This window comes from Umezawaea sp. (assembly GCF_036375055.1).
Taxonomy (GTDB): domain Bacteria; phylum Actinomycetota; class Actinomycetes; order Mycobacteriales; family Pseudonocardiaceae; genus Umezawaea.
Genome location: NZ_DASUSQ010000109.1, coordinates 24,487 through 49,833 on the forward strand (window position 1 = coordinate 24,487; position 25,347 = coordinate 49,833).

The 25,347-nt window shown below is 73.1% G+C and carries 22 protein-coding genes; 4 read left to right on the top strand and 18 right to left on the bottom strand.

What is annotated here, in order from left to right; all coding sequences use genetic code 11:
• Window positions 1–8: 8 nt before the first annotated feature.
• The 5 genes from VFZ92_RS27915 to VFZ92_RS27935 form a co-directional block, all read right to left on the bottom strand.
• Entirely contained in the window at window positions 9–2,285 is a 2,277-nt protein-coding gene (locus VFZ92_RS27915) for a S9 family peptidase (protein ID WP_330879025.1), read from the bottom strand.
• Window positions 2,286–2,308: 23 nt separating this feature from the next.
• Complete coding sequence (locus tag VFZ92_RS27920; protein WP_330879026.1) at window positions 2,309–2,977, bottom strand: DUF4097 family beta strand repeat-containing protein; 669 nt, start codon at window positions 2,975–2,977, stop codon at window positions 2,309–2,311.
• A gap of 217 nt (window positions 2,978–3,194) precedes the next feature.
• The gene (locus tag VFZ92_RS27925) at window positions 3,195–4,538 is read right to left on the bottom strand and encodes an aminotransferase class V-fold PLP-dependent enzyme (RefSeq protein WP_330879027.1); all 1,344 of its coding nucleotides are present in this window, start codon (window positions 4,536–4,538) and stop codon (window positions 3,195–3,197) included.
• 401 nt (window positions 4,539–4,939) lie between these two features.
• A complete protein-coding gene (locus VFZ92_RS27930; protein ID WP_330879028.1) occupies window positions 4,940–5,401 on the bottom strand; it encodes a MarR family winged helix-turn-helix transcriptional regulator in 462 nt (153 codons plus the stop codon).
• 41 nt (window positions 5,402–5,442) lie between these two features.
• A complete protein-coding gene (locus VFZ92_RS27935; protein WP_330879029.1) occupies window positions 5,443–6,210 on the bottom strand; it encodes a class III extradiol ring-cleavage dioxygenase in 768 nt (255 codons plus the stop codon).
• Between the two features lie 119 nt (window positions 6,211–6,329).
• Here VFZ92_RS27935 and VFZ92_RS27940 point away from each other — a divergent pair, with 119 nt between their 5' ends.
• Window positions 6,330–6,866 carry a hypothetical protein gene (locus VFZ92_RS27940; protein ID WP_330879030.1) on the top strand — a complete coding sequence of 179 codons (537 nt, stop codon included), beginning with the start codon at window positions 6,330–6,332 and terminating at the stop codon, window positions 6,864–6,866.
• Here VFZ92_RS27940 and VFZ92_RS27945 read toward each other — a convergent pair.
• Window positions 6,817–7,737, bottom strand: coding sequence for an ABC transporter substrate-binding protein (locus VFZ92_RS27945; RefSeq protein ID WP_330879031.1), 921 nt, complete (start codon window positions 7,735–7,737; stop codon window positions 6,817–6,819). The two genes, VFZ92_RS27940 and VFZ92_RS27945, sit on opposite strands and share 50 nt — an antisense overlap.
• A gap of 488 nt (window positions 7,738–8,225) precedes the next feature.
• On the opposite strand from VFZ92_RS27945, the gene helR reads away from it, so the two are divergent.
• Window positions 8,226–10,415 (top strand): RNA polymerase recycling motor ATPase HelR, encoded by a 2,190-nt coding sequence (gene helR / locus VFZ92_RS27950; protein WP_330879032.1) that lies wholly within the window; start codon window positions 8,226–8,228, stop codon window positions 10,413–10,415.
• Here helR and VFZ92_RS27955 read toward each other — a convergent pair.
• Genes VFZ92_RS27955 through VFZ92_RS27970 form a run of 4 tightly spaced genes read right to left on the bottom strand, consistent with a single transcriptional unit; the run spans window position 10,412 to window position 14,191 of the window.
• Window positions 10,412–11,491, bottom strand: a complete 1,080-nt coding sequence (locus tag VFZ92_RS27955) for a M14 family metallopeptidase (protein WP_330879033.1) — start codon at window positions 11,489–11,491, stop codon at window positions 10,412–10,414. The two genes, helR and VFZ92_RS27955, sit on opposite strands and share 4 nt — an antisense overlap.
• A gap of 2 nt (window positions 11,492–11,493) precedes the next feature.
• Complete coding sequence (locus VFZ92_RS27960; protein ID WP_330879034.1) at window positions 11,494–11,796, bottom strand: hypothetical protein; 303 nt, start codon at window positions 11,794–11,796, stop codon at window positions 11,494–11,496.
• Window positions 11,793–13,247 carry a S8 family serine peptidase gene (locus tag VFZ92_RS27965; protein WP_330879035.1) on the bottom strand — a complete coding sequence of 485 codons (1,455 nt, stop codon included), beginning with the start codon at window positions 13,245–13,247 and terminating at the stop codon, window positions 11,793–11,795. The genes VFZ92_RS27960 and VFZ92_RS27965 overlap by 4 nt, the downstream gene beginning before the upstream one ends.
• Complete coding sequence (locus VFZ92_RS27970; RefSeq protein WP_330879036.1) at window positions 13,244–14,191, bottom strand: DMT family transporter; 948 nt, start codon at window positions 14,189–14,191, stop codon at window positions 13,244–13,246. The genes VFZ92_RS27965 and VFZ92_RS27970 overlap by 4 nt, the downstream gene beginning before the upstream one ends.
• Before the next feature lie 74 nt (window positions 14,192–14,265).
• Between VFZ92_RS27970 and VFZ92_RS27975 the strand changes: the two genes are divergently transcribed.
• Complete coding sequence (locus VFZ92_RS27975; RefSeq protein ID WP_330879037.1) at window positions 14,266–14,901, top strand: GntR family transcriptional regulator; 636 nt, start codon at window positions 14,266–14,268, stop codon at window positions 14,899–14,901.
• Here the strand turns inward: VFZ92_RS27975 and VFZ92_RS27980 are convergent.
• Window positions 14,891–15,652 carry an SDR family NAD(P)-dependent oxidoreductase gene (locus VFZ92_RS27980; protein ID WP_330879038.1) on the bottom strand — a complete coding sequence of 254 codons (762 nt, stop codon included), beginning with the start codon at window positions 15,650–15,652 and terminating at the stop codon, window positions 14,891–14,893. The two genes, VFZ92_RS27975 and VFZ92_RS27980, sit on opposite strands and share 11 nt — an antisense overlap.
• A gap of 48 nt (window positions 15,653–15,700) precedes the next feature.
• On the bottom strand, window positions 15,701–17,476 hold the full coding sequence (locus VFZ92_RS27985) for an ABC transporter ATP-binding protein (protein WP_330879039.1): 1,776 nt from the start codon (window positions 17,474–17,476) through the stop codon (window positions 15,701–15,703).
• 59 nt (window positions 17,477–17,535) lie between these two features.
• On the opposite strand from VFZ92_RS27985, the gene VFZ92_RS27990 reads away from it, so the two are divergent.
• Window positions 17,536–17,985 carry a MarR family transcriptional regulator gene (locus VFZ92_RS27990; protein ID WP_330879040.1) on the top strand — a complete coding sequence of 150 codons (450 nt, stop codon included), beginning with the start codon at window positions 17,536–17,538 and terminating at the stop codon, window positions 17,983–17,985.
• On the opposite strand, the gene VFZ92_RS27995 is transcribed toward VFZ92_RS27990, so the two are convergent.
• From VFZ92_RS27995 to VFZ92_RS28020, 6 genes are all read right to left on the bottom strand, one after another.
• A complete protein-coding gene (locus VFZ92_RS27995) occupies window positions 17,971–18,948 on the bottom strand; it encodes a hypothetical protein (protein WP_330879041.1) in 978 nt (325 codons plus the stop codon). The genes VFZ92_RS27990 and VFZ92_RS27995 overlap by 15 nt on opposite strands.
• A 76-nt stretch (window positions 18,949–19,024) precedes the next feature.
• A complete protein-coding gene (locus tag VFZ92_RS28000; protein WP_330879042.1) occupies window positions 19,025–19,831 on the bottom strand; it encodes a dienelactone hydrolase family protein in 807 nt (268 codons plus the stop codon).
• A 31-nt stretch (window positions 19,832–19,862) separates the two neighbouring features.
• The gene (locus VFZ92_RS28005) at window positions 19,863–21,272 is read right to left on the bottom strand and encodes an MFS transporter (RefSeq protein WP_414720035.1); all 1,410 of its coding nucleotides are present in this window, start codon (window positions 21,270–21,272) and stop codon (window positions 19,863–19,865) included.
• A 205-nt stretch (window positions 21,273–21,477) separates the two neighbouring features.
• Entirely contained in the window at window positions 21,478–23,775 is a 2,298-nt protein-coding gene (locus VFZ92_RS28010; protein ID WP_330879043.1) for a xanthine dehydrogenase family protein molybdopterin-binding subunit, read from the bottom strand.
• Window positions 23,772–24,767: a xanthine dehydrogenase family protein subunit M gene (locus tag VFZ92_RS28015; protein WP_330879044.1), complete on the bottom strand. Its 996-nt coding sequence runs from the start codon at window positions 24,765–24,767 to the stop codon at window positions 23,772–23,774. Before VFZ92_RS28015 ends, VFZ92_RS28010 begins: the two co-directional genes overlap by 4 nt.
• Window positions 24,764–25,270 carry a (2Fe-2S)-binding protein gene (locus VFZ92_RS28020; protein ID WP_330879045.1) on the bottom strand — a complete coding sequence of 169 codons (507 nt, stop codon included), beginning with the start codon at window positions 25,268–25,270 and terminating at the stop codon, window positions 24,764–24,766. Before VFZ92_RS28020 ends, VFZ92_RS28015 begins: the two co-directional genes overlap by 4 nt.
• Window positions 25,271–25,347 lie beyond the last annotated feature (77 nt).

Sequence of the window (25,347 nt, forward strand, 5' to 3'; positions counted from 1 at the left end):
GTCCTGCGTCAGGAGAACATCTCTCCCAGCGCCTCGGGGTCGATGCCGATGGGGGCCGGGCGGTAGGCCGGTGGGCGCACGCCCATCAGCTCGCGCACCAGGAAGTCCCAGCAGCGCTTGCGGACGTAGGCCAGGCAGTCGATGAACGTGTGCTCGGCCCCCGGCACGACGAGCAGCTCGAAGTCCTTGTCGGCGGCGACGAGCCGGTCCGCCAGCCGCAGCGAGTGGTCCGGGTGGACCTGGTCGTCGAGTTCGCCGTGCACGAGCAGCAGCGGGCCCGCCAACCGGTCCGCGAGGTCCGTGTTCGAGGAACGCGCCCACACCTCGGGGACGTCCACGCCGTCGTAGGTCTCCACGAAACCGGGGTTGAAGCAGCGGGCGTCGTGCCAGCCGGAGAGGGCGACGCCGGTCCGGTACACGTCGGGGTGGTCCAGCATCGCCCGCACCGCGGCGAAACCGCCCCCGGAGTGGCCGAACGCGCCCACCCGGTCCAGGTCCATCCACGGCCGGGTCTCCGCGAGCTGCCGCAGTGCCGCGACGTGGTCGACCAGGCCGCCCGCGTCGCCCAGCCTGCCGGCGGAGGCGTCGTGGAAGGCCTTGCTCCGCCCCGGCGTGCCCCGCCCGTCCAGCGCCACCACCACGAAGCCCAGCGCCGCGAGCGGTTCGGCGTCGAGGCCCGTCGCACCGGGGTCGAAGCTGGGCGAGACCCTGGTGACCTGCGGGCCGGGGTAGAGGCTGTCCACCACCGGGTAGCTCCGGGACGGGTCGAACCCGCGCGGCCGGTGCAGCACGCCGTGGACGTCGGTCACCCCGTCGGCCGCCTTGACGCGGAACCGCTCCGGGGGCGTCCAGCCGGTGGCGGTGAGCTTGCCGACGTCGGCCCGCTCCAGCTCGACCAGCACCCGCCCCGACCAGTCGCGGAGCGCCGCCACCGGTGGGGTGTCCACAGTGGACGCGGAGTCGAGGAAGGTGCTCCCGTCCGGCGACACGGTGACGACGTGGTCCAGCCCGTCGTCGGTGACCACGGCGAAACCGGTGCCGTCCAGACCGACCCGGCACACCGTGCGCCGGTACGGGTCCTCCTCGACCAGCCCGGAGGCGGTGAAGTGGACCACCCGCTCGGCCTCGTCGACGTGCAGCACCTGCCGCACCGCCCACTCACCGGTCGTGACCCGGCCGAGCAGCTCGCCGGTGCGCAGGTCGTACCGGTACAGGTGGCCCCAGCCGTCGCGCTGCGAGTACCACAGCACCTCGTCGGCCAGCACCCGCACGATCGGAGGCTCGTACAGCCACTGGTTGGGCTCGACGCGGGTGGGCCCGGTCTCCTCCAGCACGGTGGTGACCTCGCCGGTGACCGGGTCCAGCCTGCGCAGGGAGAGCGTGCGCGGGTCGCGGGGCCGGTCGAGGAAGTAGACCGCCGAGCCGTCCGGGGCCCACCACGCCCACCCGGTCGAGATCGGCGACGCGCTCGTCATGACCAGCGGCTCGGTCCGCGCGCGGACCACCGTGCCGCTCGCGACGTCGAGCACGACCAGTTCGGCCAGCGGCACGTCCTCGTCCCCGGCGTAGGCGTACCGCTGGGCGTGCAGCACCGGGGCGCCGCCGTCGGCGGGCCTGGCCTGCACCAGGTGGGTCAGCCGGACACGGCGCTCGTCGGTCCGGTGCGCCAGCACCCTCGTCGAGTCGGGCGACCAGGCCACCGCGGGCGGCAGGTGCGGCAGGCCGATCTTGCGCAGCAGGGTGCCGTTGCTCGTGGAGTCCGGGCCGGGGCCGTACCGGTGGGCGTCCGCGCCGTCGGTGGTCAGCGCCCACTCGCGGCCGTCGGACAGCGAGCGCGCCCACAGGTCGTGCCCGCGCTGCGACACGGCGGTCCTCCCGTCGGGCGACGGCACGTCCAGCGGGCTGCCCGGCGGCGTGAACTCGGCCCGCTCGCAGGTGCGGCCCTCCGGGTCGCAGCGCCAGTGCTCGCCGAACGCGGCGAACTCCACGGCGTCGCCGTTCAGCTCGATCGCCGCGAACGGCAGGGCGTCCGGGTCGACCGGCTGCCCGGAGGCGGTGGCCAGCGCGGTGGCCAGCCGAGCGTGGTCGAACGCGGGCGCACGGGTGCCCGCGGCGGGGTCGACCAGCACGAACCGCCTGCCGGCGCCGGTGCTCACCGAGTACCAGAACCGGGCGCCCCCGTCGATCCAGCGCGGTCTGACCCGGTCGCCGACGACGAGTTCGCCGGGGCGGGCGGGACGCCGGAGGAGCTGTTCCGCGGCCTGGTAGTCCTGGGTGGTGCTCATCGTTCTCGTCCTCCCCGTGCTGGTCAGAGGCTGCGGGCGGTGATGTCGCCGTAGGAGGTGGTGGCGTGGACGTCGAGCCGGTCGCCCGCGTTCCCGCTGCTGGTGAGCGCGTTGTGGACCCGCCCGTAGGTGGTGCCCGCGTCCAGCGAGGCGGAGACGCCGGTGGCGGCGTCGACCGCGACGTCACCGGCCTGGGTGCGCAGCACGACGGTGCCGCGCACGGCCTCGGCGATGCGGATGTCGCCCTTGCCGGTGCTGATCTCGGCGGAGCCGGTGAGGCGGCCGATGGAGACGTCGCCCGCGTGGGTGGTGAGGCGGACGCCCGCGGCCTCGTCGAGCTTGACCGCGCCGTGGGCGCCGTCGAAGGCGACCTCGCCGAGCCGTCCGACCCCCCGGACCTCGGCGCTGGCGGCCTTGGCCTCGACGTGCGAGCCCGCGGGGAGCTGGACGGTGACCTCGACGGCCCCGGAGGGACCGAGGAGCTGGTTGGTCGTGGGGGTCTGGACGCGCAGGACGCCGTCGCGGTAGTCGACCGCGGTCCCCTCGGCGGCCTCGACGTCGCGGGACCTGCCCGCGTCCGCGGGCCGGACCTCGACGGTGGTGTCGGTCCGGTCGGCGGCGATGAACCGGACGAGTCCGGCGGGGATGTCCAGGACGGTGGAGATGGGGGTGGGGGTGGTGAAGGTGCGCATCGCGCTCAGCTCCAGTGCTCGTTGTTTCCGACACTGGAAAAGCTACGTTGCGTTCGTGGATACGGCAAAGACTTTGTTGCGCTTGATCAGTATTTATGCAGTTAGATGGCGTGAAATCATTGCAACGGTCCTGAATTTAACGCAACGATCGATTGATTTCGTTGCAATGGAATGGCGGTGAACGCACTGAGGGGGCGGTAGGGGCCGCCCCCTCCGGTCACGCGGGCTCGTCCGCGAGCCGGTCCTCGAAGTGCCGTTCCACGAACGCGATGAAGCGCTCCACGTCCCGCACCGCCGACGGCGCCCCGAACGACACCCGCACGGTGCCGCCGCTGGGCAGACCCGCCACGTCGAGCGACTCGCCGACGTGCCGCGTCCCGTGCCGGAGCAGCGCCCGCAGCGACCTCGGGCAGAGCTCGGCGGCGTTCGTGCCCGCGCCGGGCGTGCCGGAACCGCCCGCGCGCAACGAGATGCCCGCCGACGTGGCCTCCTCGGCGACCGTGCGGACGTCGAGCACCCGGCCCGTCGGGTCCAGCAGGTTGAAGCTCACGATGCCGCCCCTGGCCACCGTCGTGGTCGGCCCGTACACGCGGGCCACGGGGGTGCCGTTGCCGTGGCGCAGCGTGGTGAGGCGGTCGAGGAACCAGCCGGTCAGGTAGCGGACGCGGCGGGAGATCAGCTCGACACCGGTGTCCGCCAGCAGGGACAGTCCCACCTCGACGTCCGGGATGGACAGGAAGTTGAGGCTGCTGTCCTCCAGCGCGGACCCGAGGCGGGACAGGGCGTCGCGGCGCACGACCAGGCAGCCGACGCCGGTCGGGTAGCCGAACACCTTGTACCAGCTCACCGTGACGAAGTCCGGGCGCACCATGCTCAGGTCGAGGGTGTTCGTCGGCAGGTACGCCGCCGCGTCGAGCAGGACGTCGTAGCCGCGCTCGCGGGCGATGTCGATCCAGCCCAGCGGGTGCTGCACGCCGGTGAACCCGCTCTGCGCCGGGAACGCGAACAGGCCGCGCCTGCGGTCGGGGCGCTTGCGGCCGAGCGCGGCGATGACCGTGCTGGTGGAGACGCGCAGGTCGGGGCGCTGGGTCGCGATCACGGTGGTCGTCGCCGCGAACTCGCGCACGCCGCTGACCGACTCGTGGTTGTCGGAGGTCAGGACGAGCCTGCCGTGCCTGCCGAACGGGTACCGCTCACCGACGAGCCTGGCCGCCGCCGAGGCGTTCGCGGTGAACACGACGGTGTACTCGTGCGGCGACGCGTTCAGGTGGCGGAGCACGGCGTGGCGGGCGTGGTCGATCGCGGGCGCGGTCGTGCTCGGGCTGCCGGGCAGGATGCCGCGCACCCGGCGCTGGTGGGCCTCGTGCTGGGACGCCGCCGCGAGACCCGAGCCCGCGAAGTCCAGGTACAGGTGGTTCTGCTCGTCGAGGTAGGAGTACTCCGTGCGACGCAACCGGTCGAGACCGCGGGTCAGCTCGTAGCCGGGGTGGCTCGCCAGGAATTCGGCGGGCTCCCCTGGATTCCGGGCTGTGAGCACGTGGTCGGTGTGGCGTGAGGTCATCTTTGCTCCCCGCGGTGAGATGACGTGTGGGCCGGCAACAATTCGCCGAATGGGAATACGCCTTCGACAACCGTGGAAGAGCGTTCAGGGAACATACACCGCGCACAGGTCCGGACCAGGTAAGACGCACTCGGTGTTACCAGGCCCACATCTGTTGTCCCGATGTCGTTTCGGGGAATAACGAATGACCGCAAGAATGTGGGACGGCTGTTCTGCGCTTGTTGTCAGAGGAGTGCGGAAGTCGTCGGGACAACGTCGTCCGGGGTCGCGAAAGCCGATCGGTGTGCGTTCGTCCACTGATTGCCGCCCATTCGGCCACATCCGCGCCGGAAGGCTTCTCCGGTGCCGTGCGGACGACTGCGGTCGCCCGCGCCCGCTGGCCGGGATCGTTCGCCGCCGGGTCAGCCGTCCGCCCGCAGGCGCTTGCGGATCGCCTCGACGCCCTCGGCGAAGGCGGTGAACTGCTTGCGGGTCAAGCCGTCCAGGAACAGGTCGCGGACGAGGGCGGCGTGACCGGGGGCCGACTCGCGGAGCTTCTGCCACCCGGCCTCGGTCAGGCAGGCGATGATGCCGCGCTCGTCGGACTCGCAGGAGCGGCGGCGGACGAGACCCGACTTCTCCAGCTGCGCGACCTGGTAGGTCAGGCCGCTCTTCGACGTCAGCGCGGCGCCCGCCAGCTCGGTCATCCGGAGTTCGCCGCCGGGCGCGGCGGACAGGCGGGCCAGCACCTCGTACTGCGGGTGCGACAGGCCCGCGTCGTCCTTCAGCTGCTGCTCGACGCGGCGGTTGAGGAACGTGCTGACCTCCAGGTAGCCCTCCCAGGCCGCCAGTTCGCGCGCGTCGAGCCACTTCGGTTCCGCCATGGGCCGATCCTACCCTTGTCGTTCAAATTCGAACAGGCTGGTCAGCCCAGTTGGATCGACCGCTTCGCCAGGCCCATCCAGAAGCCGTCGATGACGGTCCGCTGCGACGCGATGTCGTCGGCCCCGGCGCCCAGCGCGACGAAGAGCGGCGCGAAGTGCTCGGTGCGCGGGTGCGCCAGCCGCCACGCGGGCGCCTTGTGCTCGAAGTCGAGCAGCGCGTCCAGGTCGTGCGCCTCCAGCGCGCGCCTGCCCCAGTCGTCGAACTCGGCCATCACGCTCGTGACCCGGCCGGTCGAGCTGAGCGCGCGGAGGTTGTGGGTGAAGAACCCGCTGCCGATGATCAGCACGCCCTCGTCGCGCAGCGGCGCCAGCTTGCGGCCGATGAGCATCAGCTCGGCCGGGTCGAGCGTCGGCATCGACACCTGGAGGACGGGCACGTCGGCGTCCGGGAACATCTCCACCAGCGGCACGTAGGCGCCGTGGTCGAGGCCGCGGGTCTCGTCCTGGCGCACCGGCGTGGCCGGGGTGCGCAGCAGCTTGCGCACGCGCTCGGCGAGCTCCGGCGCTCCGGGGGCGGCGTACTCCACGCGGTAGTAGTGCTCGGGGAAGCCGTAGAAGTCGTAGACCAGCGGGACGGTGGTCGTGGCGCTGACCGTCAGCGGCGCCTCCTCCCAGTGCGCGGAGACCATCAGGATCGCCGTCGGCTCGGGCAGGTCCGCCGACCACGCGGCGAGTTCCCCCGGCCAGATGGGGTCGTCCGCCAGGGGCGGCGCGCCGTGGGACAGGTAGAGGGACGGCATGCGGGTCATCGCGGGCTCCATTTGGTTGAAGCTTAAACTATGTGGCCCACTGTACGCGGTGGTTTGAATGTGAACAACCTGCGGTCCGACTACGCTGCCCGCGATCCCCGACGCACCAGGAGTTCTCCGTGTCACGCCGCGCCACGCCGTCCACCCGCACGTTCACCGACCACCTCGACTCCGCGGTGGACCGCACCGGCCTGTACGCGGTGGTCGCCGCCCACACGGGGGCGCGGCGCGTGCTCTACCCGGTCAGCTCGCTCGACGTGACGCCGTCCTACACCTGGCCCGACGTGACCTACGTGGACACCGACCAGCGCACCAGGACCGCCTTCGCGGACCCGGCCTCCGCGATCCGGCTCGCCGACCAGCACAAGACCTACCAGGGCGAACCGCGCATCCGGTTCCTCGGCGGCGAGTACGACCGGGTGTTCGGCGCGCTGCCGGTCGCGACGTGGGACCTGCTGCTCTCGCTGCACGCCGGCCCGGTCGGCACCAACGCCGCGCGCTGCCTCAAGCCCGGCGGCTGGCTGCTCGCCGCGGGTCCCGTCGACGACCCGGAGTTCACGTTCGACGCGTCGGTGCTGCTGTCGGCGCGGGGGAAGTACCGCGTGGTCAGCGACGAGGCGGAACGTCCCGTGGCCCGGCTGTTCCGCCGAGCCTGAACGCCTCGGACGGCTCGACCCCGCCCACGCCGTGCAGCACGTGCGCGAGGACCTCGGCCCCGCGCACCACGCGCGGACCGGGCCGGTTGAAGCAGGCGGGCCCGTCCAGCACCCACACGTCCGGCAGTTCCGACCACCCCGGCAACGCCGTCAGCACCCCGAGTTCGGCCACGGTCCGCTCCGGCGCCAGCCCGCAGGGGAGCAGCAGCACCACGTCGGGTTCCGCGTCCCGCACCTGCCGCCAGGTCATCGGCCCGGTGTGCTCACCGGGTGCGGCCAGCAACGGCGTCCCGCCCGCGGCGGTGATCTGCTCCGGCACCCAGTGCCCCGCGGGCCACAGCGGGTCCAACCACTCGATCGCCACCACCCGCGGCCGTTCCCGCCCCCGCACCGCCGCCTCCACGGCGGCCAACCGCTCCCGAAGGGCCGCGATCCGCTCGACGGCCACGTCCGGACTGCCCACCGCGTCCCCCACCACCCGCAGGCAGTCGAGCACCTCGTCCAGCGTGCGGGGTTCGAGGCTGATCACCCGCGTGTCGCCCTCCAACACCCGCACGGCGTCCGACACGCGCTCGTAGGAGACCGCGCAGACGTCGCACAGGTCCTGCGTCAGCACCACGTCGGGCGCGAGCGCGGCGACCAGATCGGTGTCGAGGGCGTAGAGCGACGAACCGCGGTGACTCCCCCCGACCGCGTCGGAGATCTCCCTGCTGGACAGCGTGTTCGGGTCGAACGAAGCGGCCGTGACGACCGGCACCGCTCCCACCTCCACCGGCCAGTCGCACTCGTGGGTGCGGCCGACCAGGTCCGACAGGTGGCCGAGTTCGACGACGAGGTCCGTGGCGGCGGGCAACAGCGACAGGATCCGCATGGCCGCAATGTAGTCACGGCGGCGGGTTCCGGCGCCGCAGCAGGACGCACACCACCATGACGATGAGGACGAAGAGGAACGAAGCGGACCGGAGGGGGAGGGACGGGGGCGGCGTGGAGGTGGACGTCGCCGTGGATCGATCCCGCCTGCACGGACGACCTCGACCGGTCCGCCGGTTCTGACCACAGCGGACGGTTCAGGAAGGACCGAGGGGAGTCGGGAAGGGGGGACACCCGCTCCTTCCCACTTGAACATATAGCGCACCCAGGGGCTTGTGGCAAGACCCCCGTCGTGCCGCAGAATCACCGGCCGAAGCCGGAACCCGCGGAAATGGAGCCACGAGTGCGAGTGCTGTCGTCGACGTACGGGTCGAGGGGCGACGTCGGGGCGCCGCCCGCCGACGCGGTCACCGCGGCACAGCGGGCGGTGTCCGCGTGACCCGTGCGGGATCGCCGAACGAGAATTCCGTCCAACGTGGTGGGGGACCTGTGTCCGATCAGGGGTACGACGAGGAACTGCGGTCCGAGCGCGGGTACGTGGCCGGGCTGTACGCGCGGCTCGACGCCGAGCGCGCACGGGTGAAGCGCGAGTACGAGGCGGCGCTGCGGGGGACCGGTGGAACGCCCATGGAGCGCGACGACCGGGTGCGCGCGTCGGCCAGGGAGGCGAAGCGGCTGGACTTCGGCGCCAACGGGCTGTGCTTCGGCAGGCTGGACGCCCTGTCCGGCGACCGCTCCTACATCGGCCGGATCGGTCTCTTCGACGAGGGGAACGACTACGAGCCGGTGCTGCTGGACTGGCGCGCGCCCGCCGCGAGGCCGTTCTACACGGCGACCGGCGCGACCCCCGAGGGCCTGCGCCGCCGCCGCCAGTTCCACACGCGCGGGCGCCGGGTGGTCGACTTCACCGACGAGGTGCTCGGCCGCCCCGACGGCGCCGAGCGGGGGGACGCGGCGCTGCTCGCGGCGGTCAACGCGCCGCGCGGCGAGGGCATGCGCGACATCGTGGCCACGATCCAGGCCGAGCAGGACGAGATCATCCGGCTCGACCACCCCGGCGTGCTGGTGATCGAGGGCGGGCCCGGCACCGGCAAGACCGTGGTGGCGCTGCACCGGGTCGCCTACCTGCTCTACACCCAGCGGGAGCGGATGGAGCGCCACGGCGTGCTCGTGCTCGGCCCCAACCCGGCGTTCCTGAACCACATCAGCCGGGTCCTGCCGTCGCTCGGCGAGTCCGACGTGGTGTTCACGACCACCGGCGACCTCGTGCCCGGCCTGCACGTGACCGCCGAGGACGCGCCGGACGTCGCGCGCCTCAAGGGTTCCCCCAAGGTCCTGGACGTGCTGGTGGCGGCCGTCGCCGACCGGCAGCGCCTGCCGGAACGGCCGATCCCGGTCGAGCTGGGGGGCGTGACGGGGCGGATCGACGCCGAGACCGCGCAGTGGGCCAGGGAGGAGGCGCGGGCGAGCGGCCTGCCGCACAACGAGGCCCGCGCGGTGTTCGAGGAGGTCGTCACGTACGCGCTCACCGAGCGGGCGATCGGTCGGATCGGCAAGGGCTGGCTGACCCGCGACGACCGCGCGTCGTGGGAGCGGATGCGGGCGGACCTGCGCAAGGAGCTGGCGGAGGACGAGGGGTTCGCCGCCGCGCTCACCGAACTGTGGCCCGTGCTGACGCCCGCGGAGCTGCTGGCGTCGCTGTACACCTCGCCCGGGAGGCTGAGCGCCGCGGGCGCGGACCCGGCGCTGGCGCGCGTCGACGGCGACGCCTGGACGGTGTCGGACGTGCCGCTGCTCGACGAGCTGGTCGACCTGCTCGGCCCGCACGAGCCCGTCGACCGGACCGCCGAGCGCGCCCGGCAGGCCGAGGCCAGGCACGCCACCGCCGTGCTCGACGGCCTCGTCGGCCGCCAGGACTCGATGGACGACGAGGACCACCTGTACGCCACGGACCTGCTGTTCGCCGAGGACCTGGCCGACCGCTTCGTCGAGCACGACACGCGGGAACTCGTCGAGCGCGCCGCGGCGGACCGGGACTGGACCTACCGGCACGTCGTGGTCGACGAGGCCCAGGAGCTGTCCGAAATGGACTGGCGGGTGCTGATGAGGCGCTGTCCCGGCCGGTCCTTCACGGTGGTCGGCGACCTCGCCCAGCGCCGGTCCGAGGCGGGCGCGAGGTCGTGGGACGCGGTGCTGGAGCCCTACGTGCCCGGCCGCTGGGTCTACCGGTCGCTGACGGTGAACTACCGCACCCCGGCGGAGATCATGACCGTCGCCGCCGGGGTGCTGGCCGAGTTCGCGCCGGAGGCCCAGCCGCCGGAGTCGGTCCGCGCGTGCGGCGTCCGGCCGTGGTCCCGGCTGGTCACCGACGACGGGCTGCTCGCCGCCGTCGAGGAGTTCGTGCGGGACGAGGCCGGTCGCGAGGGCACCAGCGTCGTGATCGGGCCTCCGGGCGTGCCGGGCGCGGTCCCGGCGTCGGAGACGAAGGGCCTGGAGTTCGACGCCGTCCTGGTCGTGGAACCGGAGCGGATCTTCACCGACGGCCCGCGCGGCGCGGCCGAGCTGTACGTCGCCCTCACCCGCGCCACCCAGCGCCTCGGCGTCCTGCACCGGGACCCGCTGCCGTCGTTCCTGCGCGGGCTGGTCGAGGTCGGGGTGCCCGCCGGGGTGGGGGACTAGCGGTCGGTGCCCGACAGCGCGGCGGGGAGGGCCAGCGCCAGGGCCAGCACGGCGGAGGAGACCTCGCGGACCACCTCCTCCGCCTCCGCCCACGTCGGCTGGAAGGTGTGGCCGCACTCGATCGTGAAGCCGAACACCTTGCTCCGCGTCGGGTCGGCGACGTGGCGGCCGTAGGCGTGGTCGTCGCTCGCGCCCGACGTCGGGTAGAGGCCGTACGCCTGCTCGACGGGGTAGTCGTCACCGCGCACGGCCTTGACCGCGTCGCGCATCCGCCGGGCCAGCGCGGTGACGGTGCCGAGGTCGGTGGGCGTGATGTACTCGCCGTACCCGGTGTCGTTCGGCCGTCCCCGCACGCCGTCGAAGCGCGCGTCGAGGAACGTCTGCTCGGGCCGCGTCGACTGGTTCCGGTCGCTGCCCCACGCGTGCAGGATGACCGGCACGGCGCTGTGGACGTCCACGAGCACGCGGACGTCGGGCCGGGAGTCCAGCAGCCGCACCACGTTGCGCGTCTCCGGCTCGGAGGCCGCCGACGGGCCGCGGTACACCTGCCGGTCGCACGGGTTCGCGGACGTGCGCACACCGGAGTCCGCGGCGAACCTGGCCCGGTGGTCCCAGAGGAAGTCGAAGTTGCGGTTGACGTCCACGCCGACGCACCCGCCGCCGTCCGGGTGGGGACGGCGGTTCTTGCGCCACAGCGGGTCCGCGGTCTGGCTGTGCGCGCGGCCGTCCGGGTTCACGCACGGGAAGACGTAGAGCGCGGTGTCCTCGACGACCCGGCGGACCTCGTCGGCGGTGTAGCGCTGCCCGCCGTAGACCAGGCCGGTGCCGAGCTGGTGCGCTTCGAGGAGGTCCGCCGCCAGCGACACCAGCGCGTCCGGCGGCACCCACTCCCTGGCGTGCACGCCGCCCAGCAGCAGGACACCGTCCACACCGGACCGCGTGCCGACGCGCAGCACGCTGGTCGTGCGGCCCTCGTGGGTCGGGTTCGGGCACGTGATCAGCTCGCAGGCTCCGGGGTAGGCGGCGGCCAGGTTCTCCAGCGCCGACTCGACCTCCGCCGGGTTCAGGTACGCCACCGCTACTCCTTGCGACCCAGCCCGCGCGGCACCTCACCCCGAACCGCGAAGCGGTTGCCCCGCCCCACCTCGGCCTGCCGCGCGAGGCCGACCTCGGTCTGGTTCTCCACCACCGTCAGCGTCGCCGAGCGGCTCGTGGCCAGCCGCGACCCCGGGAGGTAGACGTCCACCGCGAAGCCGTCGCCCTCGGCCCGCGCCACGCCCCGGCAGCCGACGTCCGCGTCCAGCTCGTCCACGACCGAGCGCAGGTCGTCGAGCGACGCGGCCTCGACGCGGACGCGGAACACCGGCTCGTCGGGGCTCACGGCCGCACCACCGCCGCCGCCAGCTCCACGGCCCGCGCGGCGTTGACGCGCCCGAAGCCGTAGTCGTCGTGGTGGCCGTCCGCGTCGTAGGCGACACCGCCGATCTTGTCCGCGCTGTCCCGCATCACCTTCCGCAGCTCGTCGCGGGTCAGCTCCGGGTTCACCGCCAGCGCCAGCGCCGCGCAGCCCGCCGCGCACGGAGCCGCGAAGCTGGTGCCGGTGCTCGTGCCGTACCCGCCGCCGCCGGTCGTGCTCACCACGTCCACGCCCGGCGCGATCAGCTCGACCTCCGGCCCGCGCGCGGCGTTGTCCTCCAGGTCCCGGCGCGTCGAGCGGACGACGGCGATCACGTCCGCGTGCGACACGACCTCGTCCTTGAGCACGTCGACGTCCCGGCCGTTGCTGGCGGCCCAGAAGATCGCCAGTCCTCGTCCGCCGCGCCCCCTCGACGCCGCGAACTCCAGCGCCAGGGACAGGGTCGCCGTCAGGTCCCAGTCCGCGCCGTTGGGCCCGAGGCTCGACACCAGCACGTCCGCGCCCTCCTCGGCCGCACCGCCCTCGGTCGACGGGTCGGCCGCGTAGCCGACCGCGCGGGCCAGCGTCGTCTGCGTGCCGACCTGGTCGCCGAGGCAGGCGATCAGCAGCAGGTCGGCCTCCGGCGCCGCACCGCTGCCGCCCAGCTCGTTGTTCTGCCGCGCCCCCACGATGCCCGCGCAGAACGTGCCGTGGTCGTTCTTCGGCATCCCGGTGACACCGCGCACGAACGCGCCCGTCCGGCTGAAGAACCCGGACGCCGCGTGGACACCGGCCTTGAGGTCCTCGTGCTCCGCGTTGAAGCCGTTGTCGATGACCGCGACCCGGATGCCCGCGCCGCGCGTCGTCCCCCACGCGGCCAGCGCCCGGACGTCGGCTCCGCCCGCACCTCCGCCCTGCCCGGTGTTCGCCCACTGCCACTGCTCGCCGAAGCGCGGGTCGCCCGGCGCGGTCCGCTGCGGCACGTGCTCGACGAGGCTGGGTTCGGCCAGCGCGACCAGCGGGTCGGCGTTCAGCTCCACCGACGCCGCCAGCGAGTCCGCGTGCTCGGTCGTGTCGACCTCGAACAGGTTCGGCGCGAACCCCAGCCGCCGCACGAGGGTCAGCCCGCGCCGGGCGAGTGCCTGCTCCGCCGCCTCCCGCGACAGGTCCTCGCTCAACTGCACGGTCAGCCGCCGCGTCACGATCCCGAGCCGCCCGCTCGGCCGCCGCACGAGGCGGCCCGCGTCCTGCGCGCTCTCCAGCACGAGCGCCGCCGAGGCGGGCACGAACACCCACCGCGCCTCCCGGAACGGGGTCAGCTCGTCGTCTTCGGTCAGCGCCTCCGCGACGACCGGGCCGTCCACCCGCACCGCCACCACGTCGTCGACCTCGTCCACCGTCCTGCGCTCACCCCGAACGAAGTACTCCCGGATCACGACAGTCCCCTCCTCCCGCGCCGCACCGCCGATCCAGAGTGCGCGGGGTGGCGATCGTCATCAAGGTGATCCGGCACGGCATTCGGGTGGAAGTCGGACAGGGCGGTCAGGACGATCGCGCCGCAGACGAGGGCGATGCCCAGCCACTGCGCGGGGCCGACGGGCTCGTGCAGGACCACTGCGGCGATGGCGGCGGCACCCGCCGGTTCGAGCAGGCTGACGGTGACGGCCGCGGGGGCGCCGAGGTGGCGGATGCCGTGGGCGAAGAGCCAGTAGGCGATGCCCGCGGCGACGATCCCCAGGTACAGCAGGCTCACCGCGGCCCGGCCGGAGAGCAGGGTCGGGGTAGCGGTGGCGAGGGTGACCGGCAGGAGCAGCAGCGCGGCGGCGGTGAAGAGGGCGGCCAGCGCGGTGGTGCCGCGGTGGTGGTCCGTCAGCCTCCTGATCGCCAGCGCCTGGGTGCTGAAGCAGGCGGCGGCCACTGTGGACAGTGCGAGGCCGGTGGGGGAGAGCGTGACCGCCTCGCCGCCCGCGACCGTGAGCAGGCACAGGCCGACCGCGGCCAGGGCGGTGCCCGCGAGCCACCAGCGGGAGGGGAGGCGGCGGTCGACGACCGCCGTCCACAGCCCGGTGAGCACGGGGGCGAGGCCGATGGCGACCGCGGTGCTCACGGCGACGCCGCCCGCGTCGACGGCCGCGAAGTACGAGAGCTGGAAGCCCGCCAGGCCGACGGCACCCGCGAGCAGCGGGCCCACGTCCCTCCGCCGCCACGCGCGGGTGAACGGGCGACCGCCCAGCGCCAGCAGGGCCAGCGCGCCGACCGCCAGCCGGGCACCGCCAGCCGGGAGCAGTTCGGCGCTGGTGAAGACGGTCGCGACCGGACCGATGGTGCCCCACAGCAGGGCTCCTCCGGCGGCTGCGCCCAGTGCGGCGGTGCGAGCCACGACACCCACCTCTCCTGCTCAGTCATACGGTTATACCGTATATCCGAAACCGGTCCGGCTGATAGGCTGGGCGGGTGAGCCTGACGTTGCGGACCACGAGCACGCGGGACGCCCTGGTGGCCGAGGTGCGCGAGCGGATCCTCAGCGGGGAGCTGCGGCCGGGCGAGGCGCTGACCGAGGCCGGGCTCGCGAGCGCGTTCGGCGTGGCCCGGCCGACCGTGCGGTCCGCGCTCCAGGTGCTCGTCAGCCGTCACCTGGTGCGGTCGTCCGGCGGTCGTTCGCTGACCGTGCCGGTGCTGACCGAGGCGGACGTGCGCGACCTGTTCTTCGTCCGCACACCGCTGGAACTCCTGGCGGTGCGCGAGATCGTGGAGAACGGCCTGCCGCTCGACGCCGCCGAGCGGAGCCTGGCCGCCATGGAGGCGCTGCCGGACACCGCCGCGTGGGGCGACCGGGTCGAGGCGCACACGGCGTTCCACACCGCTCTCGTCGACGCGGCGGGCAGCCCCCGGCTCAGCCGGATCTACCCGGCGGTGCAGGAGGAGATGCAGCTCTGCCTGGCGCAGCTGCACCGCTGGTACCCCGGCCCGCAGGACCTCGCCGCGTCGCACCGCGCGCTGCTGGAGGACATCCGCTCCGGCGACGTCGACCGCGCCTGCGCGGCCGTGCGCGCCCACCTCGACCTGGCGCTCGGCAGGCTCACGACGTAGGCAGCTCCACGCCGGTGATCTCGCGGCAGACGGCCAGCAGGCCCTCCTGCACCTCGATGTCCGACGCGGCGGGATGGGTCTCGCCCAGCATCTGGTGGTAGTAGTAGCCGCCGCTCGCGGGGGAGTGCACGGCCAGGCGCGCCTGGGTCTCCGGGCCCTGCGCGAGGTCGTCCGGTGCGCCGGGGCCGCCCATCCTGGTCGCCACCCAGCCGGGGTCGACGGCGTTGGACCGCACGTCGGCCCAGCGCCGCGCGACGGCGAACGCGAGCGCCACGACGAGCAGCTTCGAGTCCGAGTACGCCTGGGAGGCGTTCCACGGCTTGCGCGTCCACTGGAGGTCGCCCAGGTCCGGGTCGCCGTTCAGGTGCATCCCGGACGACAGGTACACCAGCCGCTCCGGGCGGCGCACCAGCGCGGTGAGCAGGTACGGCGCGAGCACGTTCACGGCGAACACCGTCGACAGGCCGTCCACCGTCCCCACGCGCTCGGGCAGCCGGTACACGCCCGCGTTGTGGATCACGGCGTCGAACCGGCCGTGCGCGTCGGCCTGCTCGGCGAGCGACGTGGTCCCGGCGATGGTCGACAGGTCGCCGTGCAGCGCGCCCGCCGCTCCGGGGGCGGCGGCCAGCGCGTCCTCCGCGCGTCGCGGGTCCCTCCCGTGCAGGACGACCTCGTGACCCTCGTCGACCAGGAGCTTCGCGGCCATCAGGCCCAGGCCGTCTGCCGAACCGGTGATCAGGACGGTGCTCATGGCACCGATCTTCGACCACGCCGATCACCGGTGCACGACGACCCCCGCCTAGGCGGCGGGTTCGAGGGTGCCGTCGCGGCGGACCAGCGCGGCGTACTCACCGCCGAGGTCGAGCAGTTCGTCGTGGGTGCCGCGCTCGGCGATCCGGCCCCGGTCGAGCACCAGGATCTGGTCGGCGTCGCGGATCGTGGACAGGCGGTGCGCGATGGTGATCGTGGTGCGGCCCGCCGACAGCGCGTCGATGGCCTCCTGCACGGCCAGTTCGGTCTGGTTGTCCAGCGCGCTGGTCGCCTCGTCCAGCACCAGGATCGGCGGGTTGCGCAGGATCGTGCGGGCGATGGCCAGCCGCTGCTTCTCGCCGCCGGAGAACCGGTAGCCGCGCTCGCCGACGAGGGTGTCGTAGCCGTCGGGCAGTCCGCTGATGTGCTGGTGGATCTGCGCGGCCCGCGCGGCGGCCACCAGTTCCTCGTCGGTGGCGTCCGGCTTGGCGAAGCGCAGGTTGTCCGCGATGGACGCGTGGAACAGGTACGTCTCCTGCGACACCACGCCGACCGCCTCGGCCAGGGTCGTGAAGTCCAGGTCGCGCACGTCGACGCCGTCGATGGTCACCTTCCCCGCGGTCACGTCGTACAGGCGCGGCACGAGGTAGCTCAGCGTCGTCTTGCCCGAACCCGTCTCGCCCACGACGGCCAGGCTGGTGCCCGGCGGCACGACGACGTCGATGTCGGACAGGGTGCGGTGCTCGTCGGAGTAGGAGAACGACACGTTCTCGAAGCGCACCTCCCCGCGGACGACACCGAGCGGCACCGGCTTCGCCGGGGGCTCGATGTCGACCGGCAGGTCGAGGTACTCGAAGATCCGCTGGAACAGGGCGAGGGAGCTCTGGAGCTCCACGCCCGTCTGGATCAGCGACACGGCCGGGCGGAACAGGGTCTGCTGCAACGACACGAACGCGACCAGCGTGCCCAGCGACGCGATCGGCACGCCCAGCGCGCCGCTCGCGCCCGCCGCCCAGTAGATCAGCGCGGGCATGGCCGCCATGACGATGCCGACGGTCGACATCCGCCAGCGGCCCGCCATGCTCGCGCGGACCTCCAGCTTCGTCAGCTTCGCCGACTCCTCGGCGAACGACGTGGTCAGCGAGTCCGTGCGGCCCATGGTGTGACCGAGCAGGACGCCGCTGACCGACAGCGACTCCTGGACGTTCGTGGACATGGTGGCGAGCTGCCGCTGCCGCTCGCCGGTGATCTTCTTGCGCTCGGTGCCCACCCGGCGGCTGATCCACACGAACAGCGGGAGCAGCGCGAGGGACACGATCGTGAGCCGCCAGTCGAGGGCGGTCATGGCGACGACGGTCGCGACGACCGTGGTCACGTTCGACACCAGCGAGGTCGCGGTGGACGTGACGGTCGACTGCATCCCGCCGATGTCGTTGGCGATGCGCGACTGGACCTCGCCGGTGCGGGTCTTGGTGAAGAAGGCCAGCGACATGCGCTGGAGGTGGTCGTAGACGTTCGTGCGCAGGTCGTGCATCACGTCCTGGCCCACGGCGGTCGACACGTAGGTCTGGATCACGTTGAACACGCTGGTCGCGACGGCGACGGCGATCAGGCCGCCCGCGAGCAGCGTCAGCAGCCCGACGCGCCCCTGCGGGATCGCCACGTCGAGGATCTCGCGCAGCAGGAACGGCGACGCCACCGCCACGAGCGACGACAGCAGGACGAACAGGGCGACGACGCCGAGGCGCAGTCGGTAGGGCCGGAACAGGCCCAGGATCCGCCGGACGCGGACCGGGTGCTCGGGTGTGGTGGTCGGCAAGGACACCTCCGTGGGGTAACTCTTACCTATGGTAACAATGAAAGTGCCTCTGTTATTCTCGACTCGTGCACACGGAAGAAACCGCAGGTGGGCTGGGTGAGCTGTTCCTCAGGCAGGCCCGTCGCATCCGCCGCGCCTACGGTGAACGCCTCACCCCGCTCGGCTTCACCCTGGCCCAGTCCCGTGCCCTGGAGGTCATCGCCCGCTACGGCGACACGCCCCCGCGCATGGTCGACCTCGCCGACCGCCTCCACGTCGTCCCGCGCGCCGTCACGCCGCTGGTCGACGCGCTGGAGGACGCCGACCTGGTGCGTCGCCGCGTCGACCCGGCCAACCGCCGGTCGGTGCTGCTGGAGCTGACCGAGCGCGGCGCGCGGACCCGCGAGGCGTTCCGGGAGGCGCGGGCGGAGGCCGCCGCGTCGCTGTTCGCGCCCCTGTCGGAGGAGCAGCAGGCGCAGTTGCGGGAACTGCTGGAGAAGATCGACGCGGCGGCCGAGGGGTCACCCGGTCGCTGACACCAGCTCCTCGGCCCGCGCCCGCACCGCGGGCAGCGAGTCGAGGGTCCGCCGGGCCCGCGCTGCGAGGTCCGCGCCGCCGGTGACGCCGAGGTCGGCGAGCACGGCGTCGAACGCCGGGGCCAGGGCGCGGTGCAGGTCCGGTGCGTCGGCGGCCAGGATCGTGTGGCAGCGGGCGAACGTCACGGCGATCCAGAAGGCCGCCTCGCGGTGGTCGCCCGCGTCGACCAGCGCGTGGCCGCCGTCGATCGCGATCGGCCGGGCCGCCGCCGTGATGTCGCTGCTGTACGGGAAGGGGGTGCGGGCCACCGGGACCGTCCGGTCGAACGTCGTCGCCAGCGCGGCGAGGTGGTGCCGGGTCTGGTCGGGGGTCCAGTCGGCGCACCCCAGCTGCGCCAGCAGGTCCGGGTAGAGGTCGCCCGCCAGCGGCCGGGCCCTGAGGTAGCGGAGGCGGACGGTCGGGTTGCGCCGGGCCGCCACCAGCAGCACGTGGGTCGTCACGCCCGTGGGGAACAGCCACGACATCACCCGCCGCGGCCAGGGCGCCGCCGGGTCGACGCCCCGAAGTCCCCGCTCCACGCGGGACGCGGCCTCCTCGCAGCGCCGCCGCACCCACACCGGGTCGTCGAAGTGCCGCGCCACCACCGCCTGGAGCGGTCGCAGCCCACCCGTCGGGTCGGCGATGACCGTGTCCGTCCGCAGCCCGCCCGCCACGTGGTAGGAACCGAGCGCGTCCCGAACCTCCCGCCACGTCACGGGGGTGACCTCCAGCAGGGCACCGCGGAACAGGAACTTGCCCGGCTTGGGCCCCGCCTCGTCCACGACCACGCACACGTCGACGTCGGACCCGACGGGCAGCTCCGCGTCGTCCGGCATCCCGACCACCGACCCGGTGAGGTACGCCGTGGCCCCCTGCTCCCGCACCCACGCGGCGGCGGCCGCCCTGGCTTCTCCCACGCGCACCGGCCGAACCTACCGCCGGCGCGTCGGCCCGCGCCGGCACGCGTCGAACGCCGACGTGTTCACCAGCAGTGCAGGCTCACGCCGTGAGGCGTTCGCGGAAGAACTCCACGACCCGGTTCCGCGCGCCCAGCGCCGGGTGGCCCGGCCGGTCGCGCACCTCACCGGTGACCACCGAGTGGGCCTTCGTCGTGAAGCCGCCCCCGTTGCCCGGCCCGGAGTCCAGCTCGATCACCTCGAACGCGTCGCCGAGCCGCTCCCGCAGGTGCTGGAAGCGCTCACCGGGGACCATGAAGTCCTCGCTGAACCGCATCCCGAGCACGCACAGGCCCTCGTCCCTCGTGCGGGCGACGATCCGGTCGGCCTCGGCGGGCGAGAGCCCGAGGTCGCGCTTGCGGGCGGCGCCGAACGGGAACGGCACCGACGGCTGGCTCATCACCGGGGCGAGCACGACGTCGTCCACGGCCGCGGCGAGCGCGAAGCCGCCGGAGAAGCACATGCCGATCACGCCGACGCCCTTGCCGGGCGTGCGGGCGGCCAGGTCGCGGGACACCGCGCGCAGGTAGTCGGTGACGGGGCGGTGCGCGTTGGTGGCGAGCGCGCGGAACTCCTTCGACACGCAGACCTTCGCCATCGACGACAGCCCGTAGCCCGTCGAGACCTCCTTGCCGGGCACGCCGTAGAGCGACACCAGGACCACGGTGAACCCCTGGTCGACGAGGTGGTCGGCGAAGCCCAGCACCTCGGGGTGGATGCCGGGGATCTCGGGCAGCACCACCACCCCCGGGCCCTCGCCCTTCTCGAAGCAGTCGTGGGTGATGCCCGCCGCGGTGAACGGTCGGTGCTTCCAGCCCCGCAGGTCCGAGACGGGCGCGGTGTCGGTCATGCTGCTCCTCCTGGTGGTCGGGATCCGTCGATCATGCCGTGCCCTTCGGGATGAACGCGGCAACGGCGAGCCCCAGGAGCGCCGCGCCCGCGGCGGCGATGAAGCACACGTGGAAGCCGAAGCGCGACGGGCCGGTGGCCGTGGCGGTGTTCGCCAGCACGGTCGCGAGCACCGCGCTGGCCGTGGACGTGCCGATGGAGCGCATCAGGGTGTTCACGCCGTTGGCCGACGCCGTCTCGCCGAGCGGCACCGACCCCATGATCAGCGCGGGCATCGCGGAGAAGGCGATGCCGATGCCGCCGCCGATGATCGCCGAGGCGACCACGACCTGCCAGACCGCCGAGGTCAGCACGACCGCCATCCCGTTGCCCACCGCGATGACCGCCACCCCGACCAGCAGCGTCGTCCGCGCGCCGAACCGGTCGGAGATCCGGGCGGAGAACGGCGACAGCAGCATCATCACCACGCCCAGCGGCGCGACCGCCAGACCCGCGCCGACCATCGACAGCCCGAGGCCCTGCCCGGTCTCCACCGGAGCCTGGAGGAGCTGCGGGAACAGCAGCGAGGAGGCGTACATGGCGAACCCGATGAGGACGCCGGACAGGTTGGTCAGCAGCACCGGGCGGCGGGCCGACACCCGCAGGTCCACCAGGGGATCGGTGGTCCGAAGCTGGTAGCGGGCCCACAGCGGCAGCAGGACCGCCGCGGTGCCGAACAGCGCGAGCGTCGGGACGCCGGTCCACCCCCAGCCCCCGCCCTTGATCGTGGCCAGCAGCAGGGCCGTGAGGCCGACCGACAGCCACACCGCGCCGAGCAGGTCGAACCGGGCCCTCGGCGCTCGCGGGCTCTCCGGGATGAGCGTCCTGACCAGGGTGGCGCACACCAGGCCGAGGACGGCTGAGCCCCAGAACAGCACGTGCCAGTGGGTGTGCTGGGCGACCACCGCGGACAGCGGCAGGCCGATCGCGCCGCCGACGCCGAGCGTCGCGCTCATCAGCCCCATGGCCGCGCCGACCCGTGACGGCGGGAGCTGGTCGCGCATGATGCTGATGCCCAGCGGCACCACGCCCATCGCGCAGCCCTGGAGCACCCGGCCCGCGACCATCGGCCACACCGACTCGGCCAGCGCGGAGATCACCGAGCCCGCGGCGAGCGTCACCAGGCTGACCACCAGCATCCGGCGCTTGCCGTAGAGGTCGCCGAGACGCCCGCTGACCGGGGTGATGACGGCGGCGGCGAGCAGCGTCGCGGTGATCACCCACGAGGTGTCGACCGGGGACGCGCGCAGGAGCCGGGGGAACTCGGGGACCAGCGGGATGACGATCGTCTGCATCAGCGACGCCGCCAGCCCGCCGGAGGCGAGGACCGCCACCACGGTCGTGGGGGACCGGGTGGCGAGGGGTGTGGAGGGGCGGTGGACGTCGACTGCTTGTCCTGTCACGGATCCAGGCTAACCGACCAACAAGTTGGTTCGCGGTGGTGTGACGCGGCGCTCCCGAAGCGTTCGGCACCGCCGGGGTGCCGCGCACACCGGCGCGACCACGTGGACCACGGGGTCCGGCGCGGCCCGCGGACCGGCGTCCGTCCCGCGGCACGCCGGATCGGGAACCGTTGGCGGGCAACGGTTCCCGATCCGGTACGAGCCGTCAGAGCAGCTTGTCCAGCGTGATCGGCAGGTCGCGCACCCGCTTGCCGGTGGCGTGGTGCACGGCGTTCGCGATGGCTCCGGCGACGCCGGTGATGCTGACCTCGCCGATCCCGAGCAGGCCCAGCGGCATGGTCGGGTCCGGCACGTCCAGGTACTCGACGTCGATGGTCGGCACGTCGGCGTGCACCGGCAGGTGGTACTCGGCCAGGCTCGGGTTCATGATCCGCCCGGACCGCGGGTCCACCAGCGACTCCTCGGACAGCGCGGCGCCGATGCCCATCACGATGCCGCCGCGCAGCTGGCTGGTGGCGGTCTTCGCGTTGATCACGGTGCCCACGTCGAACACCCCGAGCCACCGCGACACCCGGACCTCGCCGGTGTCGACGTCCACGCGCACCTCGCAGAACTGCGCGCCGCACGCCGCCTTCACCCACCGCCGCCGGTCCATCATGAACTTCGACATGAACTTCACGTTCCCGACGAGGTTCCCGAGCTTCGTCTCCGACCCGATCGCCTCGTCGACGGAGGGAACCCCGGCCCGAGCCAGGATCGACGCGTAGGTCTCACCGCTGCCGCCGTGGAACAGCCCGCCGTCGCGAGCCGACAGGTCCGCGAGCCGAGCCCCGCGCAGCGGCGACTCCGGGGACTTCCCCGCCAGCTCCAGCACGGACTTCTTCAGCTTCTCGCAGGCCGCGAGCAGGCTGGTCGCGACGCTGGCCGTCTGCGCCGACCCGCCTGCCATGGGGGCCAACGGCAGCGCGGTGTCGCCGTACTCCACCCGCACCGACTCGAACGGCACCCCCAGCGCGTCCGCCGCGATCTGGGCCTGGGCGGTGGCTCCACCCATGCCCATCTCCTGGAACCCGCACCGCACCAGCACCCCGCCGTCGACCGACACGCGCACGGTCACGTTGGCGCGCAGCTGGAACGACGGGTGGTAGGCCGTGGCGACACCCGTGCCCACCAGCCAGCGCCCGTCCCGCGTCGCGCCCGGAACGGGAGCCCGGTCGGCCCAGCCGAACCGCTCCGCCCCGCGCGCGTAGGCCTCGCGCAGCATCCGGTGCGAGAACTTCCGCCCGTGCATCGGGTCCGTCTCCGGCTCGTTGCGCATCCGCAGCGCGATCGGGTCCATGCCCAGCTCGGAGGCCAACTCGTCGATCGCGACCTCGATCGCGTACGTGCCGATCGCCTCACCGGGGGCCCGCATCGACGTGTTCGCGATCTGGTCCAGCTTCACGACGTCCTGCTTCAGCAGGATGTTGTCCGCCGCGTACAGGTGGCTCGACTGCGACGTGACGGGCTCCGCCATGCCGCCGACCCTGCCCAGCTGGGACACGCTCGTGTGGATCAACGAGGTCAGGTGCCCGTCGGGGCGCGCCCCGAGGGCCACCCGCTGGATCGTGGGCGTGCGCCCCCCGACCGTCCGGTAGACGCCCTCCCTGGTGAGCAGCATCCGCACCGGCCGACCGGTCATCCGCGCGGCCAGCACGGTCAGGATCGTGCCCGCCCACACGTTGGCCTTGCCGCCGAACCCACCGCCGACGAACGGGGCGATCACGCGGATGCCCTCCGCGGGCACGGAGAACTTGTGCGCCAGGTGCTTGCGGATCCACACGACGCTCTGCGAGGCGTCGTGCACCGTCAGCCTGTCGCCGTCCCACGCGGCCGTGGTGGCGTGCGGCTCGATGGCGTTGTGGTGGTGCATCGGCGTGGTGAACCGGAGGTCGACCGACACGGGCGCGGCGGCCAGCGCGGCCTCGGCGTCGCCCTTGCTCCCGCCCGACGGCAGGATCAGGCTGCTCGGCTGGGGTTCCGCGTTCGGCGCCTCGGCCTTGAAGTCCACCGTGGACGGTTGGACGTCGTAGGTGGCGCGGACCAGCGAGGCCGCCTCGTGCGCGGCGTGCAGCGTCTCGGCGACGACGACCGCGATCGGCTGGCCGTTCCACGACACCTCGTCGGTGTTGAGGTAGTTGACCATCGTTCCCGGCGCCATCGAGTCGATGTCGACCGGGCTCACCTTCGCGGGAGGCCGCATGGGCACGGCGTTCTCGTGGGTGATCACCGAGATCACGCCGTCGAGCGCGGTGGCGGCGGTCGTGTCGATGGCGGTGATCCGGCCGCGGCTGACCGTCGAGTGCACGAGCACGGCGTGCGCGAGGTTCGCGTACGGGACCTCGGCGGCGAACGTGGCGCTGCCGTCGGTCTTCACGGCCCCGTCGACGCGGTCGATCGCCCGGCCGACGTACTTGCCGGTCGACGTGGTTCCGACGACCGGCGGGTTCTGGACCTGCGTCACGCCGCGCCTCCCTCGGTCAGCAGCCTGCGGAGCGTGGCGACGATCGCCCGCCGCGACAGCTCGATCTTGAACTCGTTCTGAGACCTGGCGACAGCGGGCGCCAGCTCGGCCTCGGCCGCGCGCTGGAACGACTCGTCGGTGGCCGGTGCGCCGAGCAGGACCCGCTCGGCCTCGTGGGCGCGCCAGGGCTTCGTGGCCACGCCGCCGAGCGCGATCCGCACGCCGGTCACGACACCGCCCTCGACCTCCAGCGCCGCGGCGACGGACACCAGCGCGAACGCGTACGACGCGCGGTCGCGGACCTTGCGGTAGCGCGAGGTCGCGGCCAGCGGCAGCGGCGGCAGCTCGACGGCGGTGATCAGCTCGTCGGCCGCCAGCGCGGTCTCCACCTGCGGCGTCGTGCCGGGGAGCTGGTGGAAGTCCACCAGCGGGATCCGGCGCGTGCCGCGCACGCTCTCGACCTCGACGACCGCGTCCAGCGCCACCAGCGCGACGGCCATGTCCGACGGGTGGGTGGCGATGCAGCTCTCCGAGGCGCCCAGGATCGCGTTGCCCCGGTTGAAGCCGCCGATCGCGTCGCACCCGCTGCCCGGCTCGCGCTTGTTGCACGCCGCCGCGCCGTCGTAGAAGTAGAGGCACCTGGTGCGCTGCAACAGGTTGCCGCCGACCGTCGCCATGTTGCGCAGCTGCGCGGACGCGCCGGTCAGGAGCGCCTGGGACAGCACCGGGTAGCGGCTCCGGATGAGCTGGTTCGCCGCGAGGTGGCTGTTGCGGACCAGCGCGCCGATCCGCACGCCACCGTCGGGCAGCTCCTCGATCCCGGTCAGCGGCAGGCGGGTGATGTCGATGACCGTGTCCGGCGCCTCGACGCCCTCGCGCATCAGGTCGACCAGGTTGGTCCCGCCGCCGAGGAACTTCGCCCCCGGCTCGGTGGAGATCGCGCGGACGGCGCTCGGCACGTCCGGCGCGCTCAGGTAGGCGAAGGTCTTCACGGCGCCGCCACCTCCCTGATGGACGCGACGATGCCGTTGTAGGCGCCGCAGCGGCACAGGTTGCCGCTCATGCGCTCCCGGATCTCGTCGTCCGACAGGACCACGTCGGTGTCGCACAGGTGCTCGGTCACGGCGCTCGGCGCGCCTGCCGCGTGCTCGCTGAGCATCCCGACGGCCGAGCACAGCTGCCCCGAGGTGCAGTAGCCGCACTGGAGGCCGTCGTTGCGGATGAACGCCCTCTGGAGCGGGTGCGCCTCGCCCCCGTCGGCCAGACCCTCGACGGTGGTGATGTCGCGGTCGTCGTACTGGACGGCCAGGGCGAGGCAGGAGTTGATCCGCTCCCCGTCCACCAGCACCGTGCAGGCGCCGCAGGCGCCTTGGTCGCACCCCTTCTTGGTACCGGTCAACCCCAGTTCCCCACGCAGCGCGTCGAGCAGGCTGACCTGCGGTGACAGGTCGACCTTCTCGGTCACGCCGTTGACCCGCATTCGGATCTCGACCACGTTGCAGCTCCGTTCATGGCGTACCCCACTTGGGTGCCACGTTAATAGAACGGCGTCCACTTAACAACAGGCCAGTG